The following is a 19,500-nucleotide window of genomic DNA, read 5'->3' as shown; positions in this document are numbered from 1 at the left end:
TAAAATTATGGCAACTACGTACAAAACACCAGGGGTCTATATCGAGGAGATTGTAAAATTTCCTCCTTCGGTAGCCCAAGTAGAAACTGCGATTCCGGCTTTTATCGGATATACCGAAAAAGCAACCAATAAGATTAAGGGGGATTTGAAAGATATTCCAACCCGAATAACATCTATGTTGGATTATGAAACATTTTTTGGTTTCGCAAAACCAGAAACAACAATCAATGTCACTATTAACGATGAGTTAGTAAATGGAGTGAAGGAAAGTTCAATAGTGGTGGATCAACCCACTAGCAAACAACCTTTTTTAATGTACTATTCCATGCAAATGTATTTTGCAAATGGAGGAGGGCCATGTTATATAGTTTCTGTAGGACGTTATGGCGAAGATAAATATCTGGATACAGATGATTCTCAAGTAACAGGAATCAACAATGAACAAGCATTAAAAGCTGGTCTGGACGAATTGAGAAAGGTTGATGAGCCTACACTAATTCTCTTTCCAGATATAACGCGTGTATCATCTATAACTACAACCGCTTTTTATGGTTTATATAATGATGCATTAACTCAGTGTAATGAATTGCAGGACAGGTTTACTATTATAGATCCTTTAAATTATGATGGAACAAGTCCAACAGACACTAATGTTAATGATTTAAGAGATGCAATTAGCTCAGATAAGGATTATATAAAATACGGAGCAGCATACTACCCATTCTTAGAAACCATTTTGGATTATAAGATTGATGAAGATCAGATTACGATTAAACATTTTAATGAAAATGATCCGCAGGCTCAAGTAGTGATTACAGAGAATCTGACAAGTATTGATATTGCTTCGGCAGTAGAAGATATTGTAAATGAAACGGGCAGTTTTGGGACTACTTTCGAAGGTAGCTTAGTAGAAGTACTAGATTTTCTCTATGATGCTACTGATGGGTTTAATTTAGGCGCAGCAGATGATGCAGATAAAGATTATTCTGCTCCAAGACCTTTGACATTACATAGTAGGTTAAAGACATTATTAACCAATTTAGAAAGCTTAATTCAGCTTAAAAATGATACCGATCTCGAAGCAAATGCTGCAATATCTGCATTATCCGATGAGGTACCAGCACTTGATGCCGATATAGCAGCTATTGAGTCAGCACTTACGAATTTTGACAATCTTTTTGAAAATGATGATACCATTGAACCAGTCCATAAAGCGTTAAAGAAATTAACGGATAATCTTAAAAAGAATATTGACGAAGCCAATGAAACCAAAATTCAAAATCTAATTGATAGTAATACATCAAATGTACTGGATGAAATAGAAAAGTTGATTACAGTTGCAGATGTATCAGCACCAGCAGATACAGATACTACCTTATTTGATGCTGTAGTTACCAATTGGGAGGCCTTAAGAGACACTGTTATTGATAATACTCCAGATGATGGTATCGTAGAGGATATTACTCAGGATACTAATAATGGGGAGTTACATGGCAGAACCTTAGCATCTATAGAGCAATTAGATAATGCAACATACAATACAATTCTAACAGCAATTGGTAATCTTCCTATGGAATTACCTCCTAGTAGTGCAATTGCTGGAGTGTATGCTCGGGTAGATTCTGATCGAGGAGTTTGGAAAGCACCTGCCAATGTTAGCCTTAACTATGTGATAAAGCCAACAGTAAAAGTTACCAATGTACAGCAAGATGGATTGAATGTGGATACTGTAGCAGGGAAATCTATTAATGCAATCAGAACCTTTACAGGAAAAGGAACATTGGTTTGGGGAGCAAGAACTCTAGCTGGAAATGATAAAGAATGGAGATATGTTCCAGTGAGACGATTCTTTAATATGGCAGAGGAGTCCATCAAAAAAGCAACAGAGCAGTTTGTTTTTGAGCCAAATGATATGAATACTTGGGTTCGTGTAAAAGCAATGATCAATAACTTCTTAACACTGCAATGGAGAGCAGGAGCGTTGGCAGGACCAACACCGGATAAAGCTTTTTATGTAAACGTTGGGCTTGGAGAAACTATGACTGCAAATGATATCCTTGATGGAAATATGATTATCGAGATAGGTATGGCAGTAGTACGTCCAGCAGAATTTATCATACTTAAGTTCTCTCACAAAATGCAAGAAGCATAATAACTCATTTAAACTATAAATAATAACATCACTCTTTTGCTGAATAATTATTTGCTAGAAGAATACTTCTCTCCTTTTTAGGGGAGATGCCTGAAAGGCAGAAGGGTTTAAAACATAGAAATCATGGCAGAATATCCATTACCAAAGTTCCATTTTAAGGTTACAATCGGAGGTGATACCGAATTAAATTGTACCGAAGTTTCAGGTTTAGATTTTGAAACCGAAGTGATCGAATATAGAGGAGGAGCAGACAATGATTATTTTAAGAAGAAACAACCAGGAATGACCAAGTTTGCTAATATTTCCATCAAGAGAGGAACTTTTGCATCTACCAAGGGTCAATTCTACGATATGTGGAAGAAAAATGTGTTTTTCCAGGAAGGCGAAGAACAATATAGAAGTGATCTTACGATCAGTTTACTAGATGAAAAACACGAACCGATTGTTACTTGGGAAGCATCTGATGCCTGGTTGCTAAAAATTCAGTCAACAGACCTTAAGGCAGACGGTAACGAGATCGCAATAGAATCAGCGGAATTTGTAATTAACAGTCTTAAACTAGCTTCGTAATGGCTACCTATTATCCACCCGTAGGATTCCACTTTAGTGTAGAATTTACAGGATTATCAACCGGTGAAAAAGATCATCAGTTTCAATCCGTATCAGGATTGACAGTTGATATAGAAACTGAGGAAATTACCGAGGGTGGAGAAAATAGATTCAAACATAAAATCCCAGTAAGAACTAAATATCCAAACCTAGTTCTTAAAAGAGGATTGCTTGTAGATTCTAAGGTAGTAGATTGGTGTAAAAAAGCCGTTGAGAACTTTGATTTCGAACCGATTAATCTCATTGTGAAATTGTTAAATGAAAAGCATGAGCCGCTCTTATCCTGGAATATCGTTCATGCCTATCCGATAAAATGGTCAATCGCAGATTTTAACGCAGAAGAGAGTAAGGTGGTCATTGAAACCATTGAACTGGTGTATAACTATTATAATACGATAACGTAAGAATGGGAGCCATAGAGATAAAAGAATTGCACATTAAAATTAATGTAGATAACAATAAAAAGGCATCCGAGAGTACCGCAGGAAAGAAAGCTGCAGGAGCTAATAAAGATGCCATTATCGCGGAATGTGTAGAGCAAATTATGGAAATCATAGCTAAACAAACTGAAAGGTAATCATGAGTACTGGAGAATTAACAAAACTAAAAGTAGTAGCCTATAGTGATCCTCAATTTAACAACGAGGTAGCAGATGGAGAGTTTATAACTTTACTAAATCCTGAGAAGTATACTTTTAATTATAAGATTGAGCAAAATGAAGACCAAGCTTCTGGTACCAGTGATTTATCGCCTAGGTTTAACAAAAAACTTCCGGAAAATCTTGTATTAGAATTTCTTTTTGATCGCTCTGGAGTATTAGTTCATTATGGTGGTGATCCTAATAGTACAGAAGACAATAAAGTATTAAAGGATGAAGGAGAAGGGATCATTGACGATATCGAAAAGTTTAAAAAAGTAATACTTGATTATAACGGAGAAGAACATGAGCCTAATTATGTGATGATCTCTTGGGGAGCATTACTTTTCAAGGGGAAACTCACCGAAATGAGTATCGAGTTTAAACTTTTTAAACCAGACGGGACACCTATTAGAGCTGTTGCAAAGGGAACATTCCAAGGGTTTGTAGAAGACGATTTGCGAGTAGCAAGAGAAAACAATCAATCTCCAGATTTAACACATTTACGAATCGTAAAAGAAGGAGACACATTGCCATTGATGTCACATCATATATACGGAGACTCTAAATATTACCTCGAAGTAGCGAAAGTAAATCAACTTACATCATTTAGAAAACTAGAAGTAGGAAAAGAAATTTTCTTTCCACCCATTGAAAAAATCTCATAATCATGGCAGAAGGTAGCGTAATACAGACTTCAAAAAGTGCAGACTTAGTTACTAATAAAGTATTGATAGGTGGTCAAGAATTGTCCAAGAAATATCAAGTAAAAACAATAACTGTAGAAAAAGAAGTCAATAGAATTTCTACCGCTAAGATTATTCTTATTGATGGAGAGCCTGCAAAACAGGATTTTCAATTAAGTAATGAGGAACTTCTTATTCCAGGAGCAGAGATCGAAATTACAGCTGGATATCATTCCGATGAAGAATCTATTTTCAAGGGGATTGTAATTAAACATAATATTAAAATCAAAGCGAACGGTTCTTACCTGATTCTGGAGTGCAAAGATGAAACCGTAAAACTTACCATCGGTAGAAAAAGTAAGTATTTCTATGAAAATAAGGATAGTGGTATTATCGAAGAGATCATTGATGCTTATGGAATTGATAAAGATGTAGAAGCTACAAATTACGAGCATAAAGAACTCGTACAATATAATATTTCGGATTGGGATTTTATTGTGAGTAGAGCTCAGGCTAATGGTAAACTGTGTTTTGTAGATGAAGGAAAACTTACTATCAAAAAACCGGATTTTAGTACAGAACCAGTAGAGACAGTAACTTTTGGAACTACAATTTTGGATTTGGATGCAGAAATAGATGCGAGACATCAAATTGATAAAGTTACTTCTTATAGTTGGAACTATGCAGATCAGGAGATTGTAGAAGCAGAAGGAGCAGATCCAGGAGTAAGTCTAAACGGAAATCTGGCACCATCAGATTTGTCGTCGGTGATAGCATTGGAAAACCTTGAACTAAGACATGGAGGAACACTTTCTACCGCAGAATTGCAGGATTGGAGTGATGCTAAATGGATGTTTCAACAGCTATCCAAAATAAGAGGAAGAGTAAAGTTTCAGGGGATACCAGCAGTAAAACCAGGAGTTATCTTAAATCTTCAGGGAGTTGGAGATCGGTTTAATGGAAAGATATATATAACCGGAGTTAGTCATCAGATATCTGAAGGAAATTGGACGGTAGATGCACAATTTGGTATAAACCCTAAATGGTTTTCCGAAACATATGAAATCAATGCTATGCCAGCATCAGGATTATTATCAGCTATCTGTGGACTTCAAGTTGGCGTTGTAAGCCAGTTAGAAGAAGATCCTGATGGAGAAGATCGAATTCTGGTACAAATACCTATTGTTAATAGTGAAGAGCAAGGGATATGGTGTCGTGTAGCTTCTTTGGATGCTGGAGAAAATAGAGGAGCTTTTTTTAGACCCGAAATAGAAGATGAAGTAATTGTTGGGTTTATCAATGATGATCCGAATGATCCAGTAGTTCTGGGAATGCTTCATAGTAGTGCAAAACCAGCGCCTATTACAGCAGCAGATGATAATCACGAGAAAGGTTTTATTACCAGAAGCGAAATGAAATTACTCTTTGATGATGATAAAAAATCAATAACAATTGAGACACCAGCAGGAAAAAAGGTGGTATTGGATGAAGATGCAGGATCTATTGTGATTGAAGATGATAACTCTAATATTATCACCATTGACGATTCGGGAATAGCTATCGAAAGTGCTAGTGACATCAATATGACAGCTTCTGGGGATGTAAATATAGAAGGAACTAATGTGAACATTACTGCTAGTGCACAATTTAAAGCAGAAGGATCTGCTGGAGTCGAAATGTCTTCAAGTGCAACAGCAACGCTTAAAGGTTCTTTAGTACAGATAAATTAGAAATGAAGTATTAAATACTGAGTATAAATAAAGTAGAAAGAAGAGTCAAAAACGAATTCCAGTTTCTCTCCCTCTGGGAGAGATGTCTGACGAAGGAAGACAGAGAGGGAGATTATTATGGAGTGTAACACATAAAACGAAACTAAAATATCAATAAACGAACAATTCTAGCTTCTCTCCCTTTGGGAGAGATGTCCGCCTTAGGCGGACAGAGAGGGAAGTGCAGTTTAAAAGATTATTGAAAACAACTATAAAAGAACAATATGCCACCAGCAGCAAGAATAACAGATATGCATGTATGTCCTATGGTAACAGGAGTTGTGCCTCACGTTGGAGGGCCAATACTTCCAGCAGGAGAACCAACGGTACTTATAGGAGGATTACCGGCAGCAAGAGTAGGTGATATGGCTACTTGTGTGGGACCACCAGATACTATAATTGTGGGTTCAGGAACTGTAATGATTGGTGGTATGCCTGCGGCCAGATTAGGAGATAGTACAGCTCATGGAGGAACCATAGTTTTAGGTTTGCCAACAGTAATGATAGGTTGAAAATCTCCGATAGAATTAAAAAATGTGAAAGATAAAAATACTAACAAAAGTATAATAAAGAATAGCAATGGACACAAATATATCTTTTTTAGGAACAGGTTGGGGCTTTCCTCCAGAGTTTAGTAAAAAGGGAAAAGGAAGGGTAGAAATGCTATCAGATGAAGCAGATATCAAAAGCAGCTTAGAAATTTTATTGTCCACACGCTTAGGTGAACGGATTATGGTACCTAATTATGGGTGCAACTTGGACGAATTATTATTTAAGCCTTTAAACCTGACATTGAAAACTTTTGTCAAAGAATTAATTAAAAATGCGATCCTGTATTACGAACCGAGAATCGATCTAGAGAAGATAGATATGGATCAAACGAATGAATTGGATGGAGAATTGTTGATCATTCTTGATTATAGAATTAGGGCAACTAATTCTAGGAGTAATCTGGTATTCCCTTTCTATAAAGAAGAAGGAACGAATATTTAAAAAATATAAAAAGAAATATTAATGAGTAGCAATTGCGAACATAACGATTTATTGTTAATGCGAAACGGTACATCCCAAAGCCAACGATTTATAGAAACTTTGGATCCCGCAAGTGTTAAGTTACATGATCTTACTACAGAGGATTGGATGCGATTTGCTATACAATTCTCAAGAAAAGTCAATTATTTTGATACAGAAACCAATACAGTTTCAGGAGATTGGAATGATTTTTTTATCAATGAAGATGAAATTAAGGCTTTTGTAGATAAACTAAAAAACCTTGAAGAACCTAAAGAAGATAACAATCTTCAAAAAAATATAGAACCACACCTTACACTTTTTGCAGCTTTTTTAAAACTGACTTCCTTTTCACAAGAAAGATTAAATGCACTTTCTAAAAAGCACCTTGACTTTTATTATAAACAAGTATTAAAACTAGATAATAAAGCTCCAGTTGAAGATAAGGTGCATATACTGTTTGAATTAGCAAAAAAAGCAACCGAAGTAAAAATTGATGAAAGTACTGCATTAGATGGAGGAAAAGACAGTAACGGGCAAAAACGTATTTATAAAACTCAGGATGAAATAGTAGTTAACAAAGCAACTGTAGCTTCTCTAAGAAGTGTTTTTAATGAGCAGGAAATAAAAAAAGAAGGAGATACGGAAATTATAGAACCTATAGGAATAAGAAACTCCTTTGTAGCAAATTCATTTGACGGTTTGGGAGAGGGCTTTCCTGATGATGAGATTAGATGGTGGCCTTTTGGGTATCCGAAAGATACACCTGGAGCAACTCAGGATACAGGAGCATATCCGAATCTTCCGTTTGCAAAAACGGGATTTGGGATTTCTTCTTCGGTTTTACTACTTAAAGAAGGAAATAGAACCATTACGTTTACAATAAAGCTAAGCAGTTTTGATGCTTCAAAATTAGACGTGACCGATCTCCCTGATTCGATTGCAGTATTATTTAGTGGAGAAAAAGAATGGATAGAAGGAGAAATTATTATTGAAGGTACTAACGCTTCCTCTATAACATCTGAGGAGTTAGTATTAGTAATAAAAATAAACGAAGGCGCAGATCCGATTGTAAATTATGACGAAGAAGTACTCTTAGAACCTTACAATACCATCGATCCTGTAGTCAGGTTTGTGGTAAAAAATAAAGATATAAATGCTGATAATCTTCAAAATAAAGGAGGAATATTTCAAGAACTTTTTTCTAAAACAACTGTAAGCGATATCATTATCAATGTGTCAGTAGATTCTATACAGGATATTGTGATAGAAAGCGATTTGGGAGCATTGGATCCTTCAAAACCATTTTACCCTTTTGGTCCGCAACCAGTAAAAGGAGGTAATTTTTTTATTGGAGTTCCTGAAGCACTAGATAAAAACTGGACAAAAGTTTCTGTCGACTTTACCTGGAAAGATAAACCCGATAATTTCGCAGAGAAATATCAAGCATATAAACGCGAGTTCAGAGATATATTAAGTAAGTCAATATATACATTAACTGTAGATGTAAATGGTGATGTTCAAGGAGAAACAGACTTAACCTCAATTGTAGAAGGAGAAGATTACTTTAAGGCAGCAGTGCAAATTTTGGAAGATGGAGAATGGAAACCCAAAGTAACAGGTCATGAGTTGTTCAGCGGGGGAACTATTGAGATAACAAAAGATCTTGATACGGACACGAGTTCAAAGGATGAGGTAGATGTATTCTTTTCGCAAAAAAAACTTTCCCAAAAAGAGGGTACAATCATTTTTAGAAAGGATGGTAAAAAAATACAAACCAAACCAGTTCCAAAAGAAAAATTTAGTGCGGCAGCAAAAAAAGGATTTATAAAACTAATTCTAAATGAATCTTTCTTGCATGAAATGTTTCCTAGGATCTTTTCTGTAGCATTATCCATTACAGATATATTTAATGCGTCAGACCCACCACTGATACCTAACAACCCCTATTCTCCACAGGTAGAAACTATACAAGTAGGATATGATGCTCAGGCAAGTATTACTGCAAACAATGCAAAACTTTTTCATGAACATCCTTTCGGTATTTCAGAAGAAAGTAAGGAGTTAAAGGAAAGTTCTGTTTTAGGATCTGCAGATGATACCACCATCAGATTGCTCCCGGTATATAAAAACGGATCATTGTACATTGCCTTGGAAAATGCAGAAAATTTGCAAAACGTTTCATTACTGGTTCAGACACTAGAAGGAAGCGAAAATCCTGAAACTACAAATGATTTTGCGGAAGGAGAAAAACTAAAATGGTCCATATTATGTAATAATGAATGGTTATCCCTTAATGATGATTATATTATTACTAATAATACAGATAACTTCTTAAAATCAGGAATTGTAAAATTTTCAATTCCAAAACAAGCAACTAAAGATAATACCAAACTCCCCTCTGGATTTCATTGGTTGAAAGTAGATAATCCAAGGGATTTTGATACCGTAAGTCAATTGATAGATATCAAAGCGCAAGCGGTATTGGCCCAGTTCGAAAATAATAATGAAGATTTGAGTCATTTGCAATATGGTATTCCAGCCGGAACTATATCTAAACTTGTAGAACGTTTGGCAAATGTAAAAGGAGCTGCTCAAGAATATGGATCTTTTGAAGGGAAACCAAAAGAAACCGATCCGGAGTTCTATAGAAGAATTAGTGAACGATTACGACATAAACAACGAGCAATCACCATTTGGGATTATGAGCAACTGGTATTACAGGAGTTCCCTGATATCTATAAAGTAAACTGTTTAAATCATACTTCATTAACCTCCTTTTTATCTCCAGGAAATGTGACTTTGGTGGTAATTCCTAATACGATTAATCAAAACGTATATGATCCATATAAGCCAAGGATTAGCAAAACCAAAAGGAATGATATTCAAAATTTTATAAATCAATTGAATACACTTCACGTCACTACCCAGGTAATAAATCCTGTATATGAAGAAGTAAAGGTCATACTAAAAGCGAAGTTTTATGAAGGAAAAGATGAGAACTTTTATAAGACACAATTAAAGAAAGATATAGCCAAATTATTAGCTCCTTGGGCTTTTGAAGAAACCACATCAATAGATTTTGGAACCACCTTACATGAGAGTTCAGTCATAGACTATATCGAAAAACTAGAATATGTAGACTATGTCACAGATTTTGAGCTAAAGCAGGAAGATGGTGTACAAGAAAATGGAGAAAAGAAATTTAAAAAAGTAAAGAAAGTAGTGCCTTCAAGTGCAAAAGTCATACTTACCTCAGTGAAGTTTACAAGTCATTCTATTGGGGAAGTTACTCCTGAGCAAGAATGTAAGACAGTAGTATCTGTATAATAACAATAAACAAATGAACGAGACGATTTCCATACCAAAAAATGTAAGCACCAGAGACGATCTGGACTTCGAATATCTGAGACAGATCGGTATTGAATATATCGAAAAAATAGGTAGTAAACTATGGACTGACTATAACGTTCATGATCCTGGCGTAACTATTTTAGAGATGTTGTCTTATGCGATTACGGATCTTTCTCAACGCATCGAAATGCCGATAGAAAATCTATTAGCATCCAAAGAAAATAATTTTGCTAAGATGCACGAGCAATTTCTTTCGGCAATACATATTTTACCCACTAAACCAATAACAGCATTAGACTACAGAAACCTGTTTATTCATGTACAAGGTGTGAAAAATGTCTGGATTAAAGCTCATGAACAATACATACATATTAATTGTGATGTACACCCAGCAGAGCTTTCTTATAATGTTTTTAATGAAGATCAGCTTATACCTGCTCCTTTCAAATTACAAGGGCTTAATGATATCATCTTGGACCTGGAAGACGAAGTTGAAGATCCAAACGCTATCATTAATAAAGTAAAAGATATTTATCATCAAAACAGAAATCTTTGTGAAGATCTGGTAAACGTAACGTTGGTGCAAGAAGATCCAATAGCGATCTGCGCATACATTGACCTTAAACCAGGAGCGGATGAAGAATATGTTTTGGCATTGATCTACCAGGCTATAGACTTTTACTTTTCTCCAACAGTTAACTTTTATTCACTTCAGCAGATGTTCGATAAAGGATATACTACAGATGAGATTTTTGAGGGACCAATCCCTTTTAAAAATGGTTGTGTAGATTTTGAAGATGTAAAAGGTGGGTTTATAGATAAAGAAGAACTCATAGAAGCAGATCTTAGAAAACAAGTAAGACTTTCAGACATTATTCAATTGATTATGAATATTGAAGGTGTTCATGTGATCAAGGATATTTCTATAGGAAACTGTGATGGAACACTTGGTTTGGAAGGTTCCTGGAATATATGTATTAGAGATTGGCATAAACCCATTCGTTGCGATAAAAGTACGTTCAATTTCACGAAAGGTTTATTACCAATAGGGGTTAATCAAAGCAAATTAGAAGAATATCAGGAGCAACTAAAAGCTGAAGAAAAGGCAAAACAACAAAGTGTTGATATCGAAGATGTAGAAATGCCTTTGGGATCCTATCAAGCACCAGGAAGTTACACAACTATTCAGAATGATTTTCCAGACACTTATGGTATTTCAAGCATTGGACTTCCTGGTAATGCTACAGCTGCCCGTAAAGCTAAGGCAGAACAATTAAAAGGATATTTACTATTCTTTGATCAGATATTAGCAAATTATCTGAAGCAGTTATCCAAAGTAAAAGATCTGTTATCGGTTGATGAGGACCTAAGAAAGCTGTATTTAGATAATACGATACTTACAGAAGATGAAGAGTTAAAGGCGAAACAAACTTTTTATACTCAGAGAGTAGCCGATATTACTGACATTAAAAAGATAATAACGGATGCTCCAACTTATGAGCAAGATCTTATAGAAACCATGAACAATGTCAAAGGGCAAGATACTGGAGATGAGGTTTTCTATAAAAGAAGAAACGAATTTTTAGATCATTTAATAGGTCGGTTTGCAGAGCGGTTTTCGGATTATGTATTTATTATGAAAATCCTATATGGAGATAATGAGAGTGCCAATGATGAAATTCTAAGAGCTAAACTTAGTTTCTTACAGGATTATAAACAAATCAGCTGTGAGAGAGGATTGGGCTTTAATTACTGTAACCCCAAAACTACGGATACCGATAATGGTATCTGGGATACATTTAATATTTCTGGGTTTCAGAAAAGAGTGTCTCGGCTTTTGGGAGTGCTTGATTATAAAAGACGAGATCTGGTGACAGAGTTTTTAGAAGTGTATGAAGAAGAAGATGATGATGATATTATAGAGTATCGATGGAGAATAAAAAATGAAACAAAGGTATTATTATCATCCAGTAAACACTACCATAATCTATCTGACGCTTTCGAGGAATTATTTCTTTCATATCATTTAGCAAAGAACCCTGATAACTATGATCTCAAACTTACAGTAGATGGCACTAAAACTTACTTTAATCTTATCAATCCAAGAGTTACTGATCTAGATAGCGAAGATCGAATTATTGCTAGGAGGATTGCTTTTACAGATACAGAAGCAGCATCAATAGAGGCAAGAGATACATTGATTGAATTGATAAAAGAGATCAGTGCGGATGAAGGGATGTATGTGATAGAACATATTTTGTTACGTCCAGACACCAATAATCTTAATCAATTTGATGAAGATCCACCAGAAGTATTATTACCAGATGCAGGTCCTGAGGATTTTATGCCTACCTGTTTGGATTCGGATTGTAAAACATGTAGCCCTGTAGATCCTTATTCATATAGAGTGACAATTATATTACCAGGTTGGACAGAAAGGTTTGGTAACAAAGATTTCAGGACGTTCGCAGAACAGTTAATTCGCGAAGAACTTCCAGCTCATGTCCTGGCTAAGATTTGTTGGATAGGCTACCCTAAAGGACTGGTTTCTGATGATGATAATGAAATGCTCAATCTACAAGAAAAATACAAAACCTTTTTAGAACTATTGCATTGCGACCAGGTTATTGACAGCAAATCAGCTATAGAAAATTACAGAAGCACCGTCAATGAATTAGTGAGCTGTATGAATAATGTGCATACCATTTATCACACAGGAAGATTACATGATTGTGATAATGATGATACCGAAGAAACAGGAAACAAAATAATATTAGGAAGAACGAATATTGGCAACCTTTAAAAAAGAAGAAACGTCATGGCAACAATAAAATTAGAAGAAATTACAACACAATATCGATCGTTTGTTCCCGATCAGGTGTTGACAGCGGAACAACTCAATACAATTATTGATTATTTCGAAGATCAGAATAGATTAACACGGGTATGTCTTAGCGGCGTAGGGATTGTATGTGGTCTTGATATTACATACACAGAGAATACTTCGATTAATGTATCAGAAGGATGCGGAGTAACAACGGATGGAGATCTTGTTAAATATGAAGGGAAAACCTATACCCATTTTAAACTCTTTGAAGATAGAGATGCGGAATACCTAAAATTTCAAGATAACGGAAATATTCTGGAACTGTTTACAACAGAAGAATCAGAAGAGGTAGCGGCAGCAGGATTAAATACGTTAGAAAGTATTGCCGATAAAGTTGTAGTACTATACCTAGAAAATTACGCCAAAGAAGAAACGCCATGTACTTCTATAGATTGTGATACTCAAGGTAAGGAACAGGTTGCCAAGATTAGAATATTATTACTCAATAAAGCAGATGTCGAAGCCATGAATGCCACCGATACTGTTTTTACAAAACATAATAATATTGAGGATTATTTAGAATTGCCTAAAGTGTCGGTGAAAAGAGTAATACTCAATCAAAACAACACGGTAAAGTATGTGAATCTTATCGCTAGTTATTTTCGCTCAATAAACGAAGCACCTTCTGCCTCATTTAGTTTAATAACAGGAGTTACAAGTTTATTTACAGATTTTAATAGGTTATTACAACTAGACCAGGCAGCTTCAAAGTTGACAACAATAACGGGTGGTTTCAAAAAAATCTTTAATTTTTCGATTAATAGAATTCCTTTAGATATTCAATATCGATATGACGTATTAAAAGATGTAGAAGATACATATGAAGAAATAAAAGGACTGTTATATGACCTTAGAATGGTGTGTTGTCCTTCAGAAACATCATTCCCTAAGCATTTACTACTAGGAGAATTGGTAACAGATAAAGAATATTTGATTTGCCGACATGCGTTCTATCCTTCCATAATTATTCCTCATAACGATGAACGATTAAAAGAAATCAGAAATTTGATGGATCGAATATATCATATGGTAAGAGAATATGTGGTCAATTTTGAAGAGTTAATAAAGATAACGCCTTCAAAGGATTGTATATTCGATTTAAGTGATAGATCAATACCATACTACTTTGAAACAACAAAAAATCTGATTAAATCTTGGGATCATGATAAATCTATTAAATATCAGTATGATCAGAATTTAGGGTATCAGTCTAAAAATCTATCCACTAATGATGCTATACAAAATCCACTGGATTATTGCCTGAATAAGTTTGATTTTTATCGTATAGAAGGGCATTTAGGAAAGGATTACCGAGAGGCTCTCACAGCAATTAACAAGATAAAGGTAGACAAAGGTTTAGCTTTTGATGTTAAGGTATTGAGTATTGATGAGACACTAGAGGATATTGATATCACAGAATATAACTGTCATTTTGATGACCTGAATACGATTCTTTTAGCTTTTCTAAAAGAGCAAAAATGTTTATACCAGGATGTGGCACAATTCTTTTCGGGATTTAGTATCAAGGAACCTGGTAGAAATAAATACTATACTGTTGATGATTCCGGGAGAAGTGTAAGAAGCGAATTCATAGAAAAGGCACAGCCAAAAAAAGAATTCAAAATAGCTAGTGATCTTACTTTTTTAGAAGAAAGAGCAAGATTCGAAGGTACTACAGATTTCGAATTTGCCATTTCACAACCAATATTGTATCAACCTATCGATGTGGTAGAAGAGAATCTCTACATAGATGAAGATGTAATCGGAATAGTGATTAAGGAAGCAATTAAAGAAAATCCAGATAGAGAAGCGGATACCTTGATAAGAGTTATAGAAGATAAAATCAGAGATAACGAAGCCATCAATGAACTGGATGAAGATACAAGGGTGGTAACAATACGATTACCTTATGAATTATTAACCTATGCTAGAGCAACGACAAGGTTAATACCGACTACGATTTCAGAATTAAATTCTTCGAGGTTGGATAGATTCTCAGCTTCGGTAAAAGAACTTTGCGAATTAGTAGATGATTATCAGAAAAGAATCAATACCATATTATATAGAAATCAACAAGGAAGTTATGTTAGAAGAGGGTTTGAATCAAGGATAGAATTATTATTAAACCAACTAACTGTTAATTGTTGTGCAGCAGAAAAAATTCAGGTATTACTCGATGATATCGAAAAGCGTAAACAAGAAATTTTAGCGCAAAAAACCTTAGCCAAATTTGTAGAAAAACACCCAGGATTAGAACACAAAGCAGGTGTAAAACCTGGTGGTACCTTTATTATGGTGTATAAAGGAAAACCAGGAAAGATTGATAGTATTAGACCTCAAGTAAGCGAAGTCGAAAGAGAGATAGTTGCTTTTAGAGAACGAATGGATGTATTAAGGGGAGAAAAAGCTATAAGCGAAAAAATAGAAGAACAATTAAAAGGCCTATTTAGAAGAGAAGAAGGATTATTGGTAGCAAGTGAGGTAAACTTACCACAAGGAACCGTATTGGCGGATTTTGCATTGCCATATGTATGCTGTTCTGATTGTGCTCCGGTTAATTTTATTATTCCAGCACAAAAAGTATCTCTTAGATTACCAGTTGCTTTTGTCTGTCTGGATGATACAACACAACCTATACTTTTTGAAGTGATTCCTGAAGACGGAGTAGTAAAAGCAAATGTCGAAGATCCATTGATTGGAGGAGTTCGATTGAATGAAGACAATAAATATGTTTTTGATCCGCAGGAAGTAAGTCGAGCGTTGTATGGAACAGAAATTTCATTTACAGTAAATGATCAATTTACGGATGCGAAAATAACGGTGTATGAAAAACCTGTTTTTGATTTTGAAATAGATGGAATTGTTTATGATTTTGAAGAAGGAACTGCACAGGTAACTTTTAGTGTTACAGGAGAAATCCTACCAGATGGAGTAAGTTTCGAATGGAATTTTGGTGATGGTACTCCTAATAACGTAACCACCCAAGATGCAATTATACACACATATCGACTAGCTTCGATCGATGGAAATATAGTTAAGGTTTCCCTTACCGCTTCAAATGGTCCATGTGAACCTGCAATAACAAAAGAAATAGAATTTGAAGAACAGGAAGTATCCTTATCATTTGGTATTTCGAGCAATCTTTGTTTAGATAGAGAAGTATTAACAGTAAGTTTCATCGTTACTCCTGAAAGCGCTATAGTAACTACCGAAGTTGAAGGAATTACAGTAATAGAGAATAATAGGGTAGAGATTGATCCGGCTAGTTTTACTAGTTATGATGAATCTATTAGTTTTAACGTTAATGGAGAACCATATCCTATAGACGAAACATCATTAAGAATTTGGAAAAAACCACAATTTGGAATAACATTCTTACCAGATCCAATAGAAATTCCAGAAGGGACAGATTCGGTTGAGGTTACATTTACACTCGAAAATCTTAATGATTTCAATGAAGATTTATTTGATTATCGTTGGATTTTTAATGGAGATGAAAATGATGATAACCTTTCTGGCTTAAGTGTTACGGAGACTTTTACGGGCTTAACTGACACAAGTCCATTGATAAATGTAGAATTACGGGTATCCGGAGATGGAGATCCTTGCGGACCTGATAGTACACGATTAGAAATTCCAATAACTATAATCCCATCTATAGAAATACGCTTACCAAATGATGATTTCTGTATAAATGACAGTGGGAGACATGTGTTTATTATAACACCAGAAGGTGCAGATCCTGTCATCGCTGGTAATGGTGTAGTGAGAAGAAATAATAGATTCGAATTTACTCCTTCAGATAGTAATCTAGGTAATGTTTCATTTACTGTGGATGGAGTACCTTCAGATTATAATGTAACTGTTCATAGAATAGCAGAAACTGTGATATTCTACACTGGTAATCGTACTGATTTTATTGTTGGAGCACAAAGTAGTCCAGATGAAAATTGGTTTTTTGAATGGAAAGATATTCAACTTTTTGATGATACGGGAAAAGAGATAGATCCTTCAGTTATACAAATTGCGGATAATACAGTTAGATGGGCAGGAGAGAATCTCAATTTTAATCGAGGAACAGTTAATCTGGTTGTTAATAGAATTATTGACGAAGGGCTATCTTGTGGTAACACGTTTTCAGAAGAGATTATACTCGAAGAAATTACTTGCGAAACCCGTCAGTTTGGTCTTGTGAACTACGTTCACGAAGCATTAAGAAATCTTGTCAATAACGATGGAGCACTTAATACAGATAATGAGGTTCTTAAAAAATTAATAACACTTGTGCTTGAAGAATATAGATTCTTCTCTGATATAAAGAATAGAGACTTCTATGAGCGACCCTTAGAAGCTACGTTTGCAAGATTTGATAGCTTCTTTGATAATAATGAAGGTGATTGGACTACAGATAACATCGCAACGGATGAAGACAAACAGTTATTCCAAGCCCTATTACAATATGAATTTTTATTAATTACATATGTAACCAGCTGTGCGGATACAAATGTGGAAAGATACTCTCAAAGAATATTGGAGATTTTTGAAAAATTAGGAATCAATACGCAAACTATTACTAACAGATTTGTTGTAGGATCATTTACCAACGCTGCCGGAGAAACAGTGAGTGTAAATAGAGAAGTTACTGTAGCAGATATTTCGCGTAATATCTCCGTTGATAACCGAATTGATTTCAAAGGATTTATAAATACTATAAATAGAATAGATGACCAATAAAAAACATATCATAAATAAAGTGTTTTTTGAGGTAAATACGCCGGATACAAAAACGGCGTATTACCTCAAGGATAATCTTGATGTGTTTTTAAAACAAAGTCTACTTCCTACAATCCAAACATACTTTGATAGCATAGCTTCTGTAGACGATCAGATAATACGATTTGACACCTTAGAATTAAGCATTGATAGTAAAGATGTAAAAGATCAGTTGCAGTTACAATTAGACATTATTAAGTCGTTGCAAAAACAGTTGATTCTTAAAAAAGGATCGAAAATTCCCGAAGAAAAAGACCAAATGTTTTTGAGTACCGATAAGGAAAAAAGTGATGTAGAAACGTTTTTGTACTTTTTGAAATCAGGTCAAAAGCCTTGGTGGAATTTAGAAATTGATATTGAAGATAAGTCGTTTTTAGCGAAAATTATTTCTAGTAAAAACTTTGAAGTAAAACTTCGAGAATGTTTGGTTCATTTAGCTGTACGTCAAAGATTAATATATCAATTTTCTGATGAAGAACTACTAAAAATATTGGACAAAGACACATCAAATCTGCAATTTCCAAAAAGACTTAAAAGAAAAGCGGTAAGAGAGCGCTATTGGGAAACAATAATGAAGTATCTAACTGATGGAAATACAAAGTCTTTGCAAAGAGGTTTAATTGTACTATTTACAGAATTAAATGAGAAAAGTGTCCATGAAACTTTAGTATATGAAATAGAGAAAACATTTGAATCAGAACAGATTCTAAAAAAAGAGATTGATCTAGAAACAAAAGGAAATGAGCAATTATTGAAGCTAAAAAGATCTTTAATAAAAAGTCTTAAGGAAATAGTTTCCAAAGAGTTAAAATCAATTAGAAAAGTAAATGGATCATTAGTAATTTCTGAGCGTACGATCTATGATGAATTAGGTAACGATCAAAAGAAATATATTGATACTAGGATTCTAAATGAAATACTAAAAGAAAGTGTAGGACGAGTATATCAAATTCTGAAAGAAGCTTTTAATGCGTTTAAAGAAGATATAATGCCTTTTACTTCGATACTTATATCGAAAAAACTAGAAGATTTTCAATATGATATTATAAGAAATCCAAATAGAAAAATAGATATAAAACAAAACGAAATATTCACCGAAAAAGAAATAATAGAACAAGAATCCTCTCTCTATATACATAATGCTGGTTTATTATTACTACACCCATATGTAGAGAGATTATTTTCTACACTAAAATTATTAAACGAGGAAAAGAAAATTAAAGAGGAAAAAATAGAATTAGCGATTCATTTATTACATTTTCTTGCTACTAAAAAAGAAAAACAAGTAGAAAGCAACTTAGTTTTTGAAAAGTTCATGTGTGGATATCCAATCGATAAACCCATTCACAAAAATGTAAGATTACCCCAAAACTTTAAAGAAGAAGCAGAGAGTTTGCTTAAAGCAGTATTGAAAAATTGGCAAGCTCTCAAAAATACTTCTACTGATGGTCTAAGAGAAAACTTCATTAAAAGAGAAGGTAAACTTATGTTAGATGAACCATCTAAATATCGAGTTATAGTAGCGCGTAAAACACAAGATATCTTATTAGAGAAATTACCATGGAACCTTAATATAATTAAGCTTCCATGGATTGAAAAACTAATTTTTGTTGAATGGTAAA

Annotated in this window: 12 protein-coding genes; all 12 read left to right on the top strand. The window is 34.4% G+C overall.

Annotation, left to right across the window (positions count from 1 at the left end):
• Positions 1-7: 7 nt before the first annotated feature.
• Positions 8-2,152 (top strand): phage tail sheath C-terminal domain-containing protein, encoded by a 2,145-nt coding sequence (locus tag Q0975_RS22755; RefSeq protein WP_299441154.1) that lies wholly within the window; start codon positions 8-10, stop codon positions 2,150-2,152.
• A 123-nt stretch (positions 2,153-2,275) separates the two neighbouring features.
• Entirely contained in the window at positions 2,276-2,722 is a 447-nt protein-coding gene (locus Q0975_RS22750) for a phage tail protein (protein ID WP_108802508.1), read from the top strand.
• A complete protein-coding gene (locus Q0975_RS22745; protein WP_299441151.1) occupies positions 2,722-3,165 on the top strand; it encodes a phage tail protein in 444 nt (147 codons plus the stop codon). Before Q0975_RS22750 ends, Q0975_RS22745 begins: the two co-directional genes overlap by 1 nt.
• A gap of 2 nt (positions 3,166-3,167) precedes the next feature.
• Complete coding sequence (locus Q0975_RS22740; RefSeq protein WP_299441148.1) at positions 3,168-3,338, top strand: DUF5908 family protein; 171 nt, start codon at positions 3,168-3,170, stop codon at positions 3,336-3,338.
• Between the two features lie 2 nt (positions 3,339-3,340).
• The gene (locus Q0975_RS22735; protein WP_299441146.1) at positions 3,341-4,066 is read left to right on the top strand and encodes a LysM peptidoglycan-binding domain-containing protein; all 726 of its coding nucleotides are present in this window, start codon (positions 3,341-3,343) and stop codon (positions 4,064-4,066) included.
• Positions 4,067-4,068: 2 nt separating this feature from the next.
• Positions 4,069-5,814, top strand: coding sequence for a type VI secretion system tip protein VgrG (gene vgrG, locus Q0975_RS22730; RefSeq protein ID WP_299441143.1), 1,746 nt, complete (start codon positions 4,069-4,071; stop codon positions 5,812-5,814).
• A gap of 263 nt (positions 5,815-6,077) precedes the next feature.
• Positions 6,078-6,365: a PAAR domain-containing protein gene (locus tag Q0975_RS22725; RefSeq protein ID WP_299441140.1), complete on the top strand. Its 288-nt coding sequence runs from the start codon at positions 6,078-6,080 to the stop codon at positions 6,363-6,365.
• Positions 6,366-6,432: 67 nt separating this feature from the next.
• The gene (locus Q0975_RS22720) at positions 6,433-6,846 is read left to right on the top strand and encodes a GPW/gp25 family protein (RefSeq protein ID WP_299441137.1); all 414 of its coding nucleotides are present in this window, start codon (positions 6,433-6,435) and stop codon (positions 6,844-6,846) included.
• Positions 6,847-6,867: 21 nt separating this feature from the next.
• Positions 6,868-10,194 (top strand): baseplate J/gp47 family protein, encoded by a 3,327-nt coding sequence (locus Q0975_RS22715; RefSeq protein ID WP_299441134.1) that lies wholly within the window; start codon positions 6,868-6,870, stop codon positions 10,192-10,194.
• Positions 10,195-10,207: 13 nt separating this feature from the next.
• A complete protein-coding gene (locus Q0975_RS22710) occupies positions 10,208-13,021 on the top strand; it encodes a hypothetical protein (protein ID WP_299441131.1) in 2,814 nt (937 codons plus the stop codon).
• Positions 13,022-13,036: 15 nt separating this feature from the next.
• On the top strand, positions 13,037-17,839 hold the full coding sequence (locus Q0975_RS22705) for a hypothetical protein (protein ID WP_299441129.1): 4,803 nt from the start codon (positions 13,037-13,039) through the stop codon (positions 17,837-17,839).
• Complete coding sequence (locus Q0975_RS22700) at positions 17,829-19,499, top strand: contractile injection system tape measure protein (RefSeq protein ID WP_299441126.1); 1,671 nt, start codon at positions 17,829-17,831, stop codon at positions 19,497-19,499. Before Q0975_RS22705 ends, Q0975_RS22700 begins: the two co-directional genes overlap by 11 nt.
• Position 19,500: the final 1 nt, after the last annotated feature.

The organism is uncultured Aquimarina sp. (genome assembly GCF_947500065.1).
Classification (GTDB): Bacteria; Bacteroidota; Bacteroidia; order Flavobacteriales; family Flavobacteriaceae; genus Aquimarina.
This window is presented reverse-complemented; position numbering and strand designations above follow the sequence as displayed.

What these genes read in the sequence shown, in the direction of transcription:
- Q0975_RS22755 (WP_299441154.1), top strand. Translation starts at nt 8, where the DNA reads ATGGCAACTACGTACAAAACACCAGGGGTCTATATCGAGGAGATTGTA.
- Q0975_RS22750 (WP_108802508.1), top strand. Translation starts at nt 2,276, where the DNA reads ATGGCAGAATATCCATTACCAAAGTTCCATTTTAAGGTTACAATCGGA.
- Q0975_RS22745 (WP_299441151.1), top strand. Translation starts at nt 2,722, where the DNA reads ATGGCTACCTATTATCCACCCGTAGGATTCCACTTTAGTGTAGAATTT.
- Q0975_RS22740 (WP_299441148.1), top strand. Translation starts at nt 3,168, where the DNA reads ATGGGAGCCATAGAGATAAAAGAATTGCACATTAAAATTAATGTAGAT.
- Q0975_RS22735 (WP_299441146.1), top strand. Translation starts at nt 3,341, where the DNA reads ATGAGTACTGGAGAATTAACAAAACTAAAAGTAGTAGCCTATAGTGAT.
- vgrG (WP_299441143.1), top strand. Translation starts at nt 4,069, where the DNA reads ATGGCAGAAGGTAGCGTAATACAGACTTCAAAAAGTGCAGACTTAGTT.
- Q0975_RS22725 (WP_299441140.1), top strand. Translation starts at nt 6,078, where the DNA reads ATGCCACCAGCAGCAAGAATAACAGATATGCATGTATGTCCTATGGTA.
- Q0975_RS22720 (WP_299441137.1), top strand. Translation starts at nt 6,433, where the DNA reads ATGGACACAAATATATCTTTTTTAGGAACAGGTTGGGGCTTTCCTCCA.
- Q0975_RS22715 (WP_299441134.1), top strand. Translation starts at nt 6,868, where the DNA reads ATGAGTAGCAATTGCGAACATAACGATTTATTGTTAATGCGAAACGGT.
- Q0975_RS22710 (WP_299441131.1), top strand. Translation starts at nt 10,208, where the DNA reads ATGAACGAGACGATTTCCATACCAAAAAATGTAAGCACCAGAGACGAT.
- Q0975_RS22705 (WP_299441129.1), top strand. Translation starts at nt 13,037, where the DNA reads ATGGCAACAATAAAATTAGAAGAAATTACAACACAATATCGATCGTTT.
- Q0975_RS22700 (WP_299441126.1), top strand. Translation starts at nt 17,829, where the DNA reads ATGACCAATAAAAAACATATCATAAATAAAGTGTTTTTTGAGGTAAAT.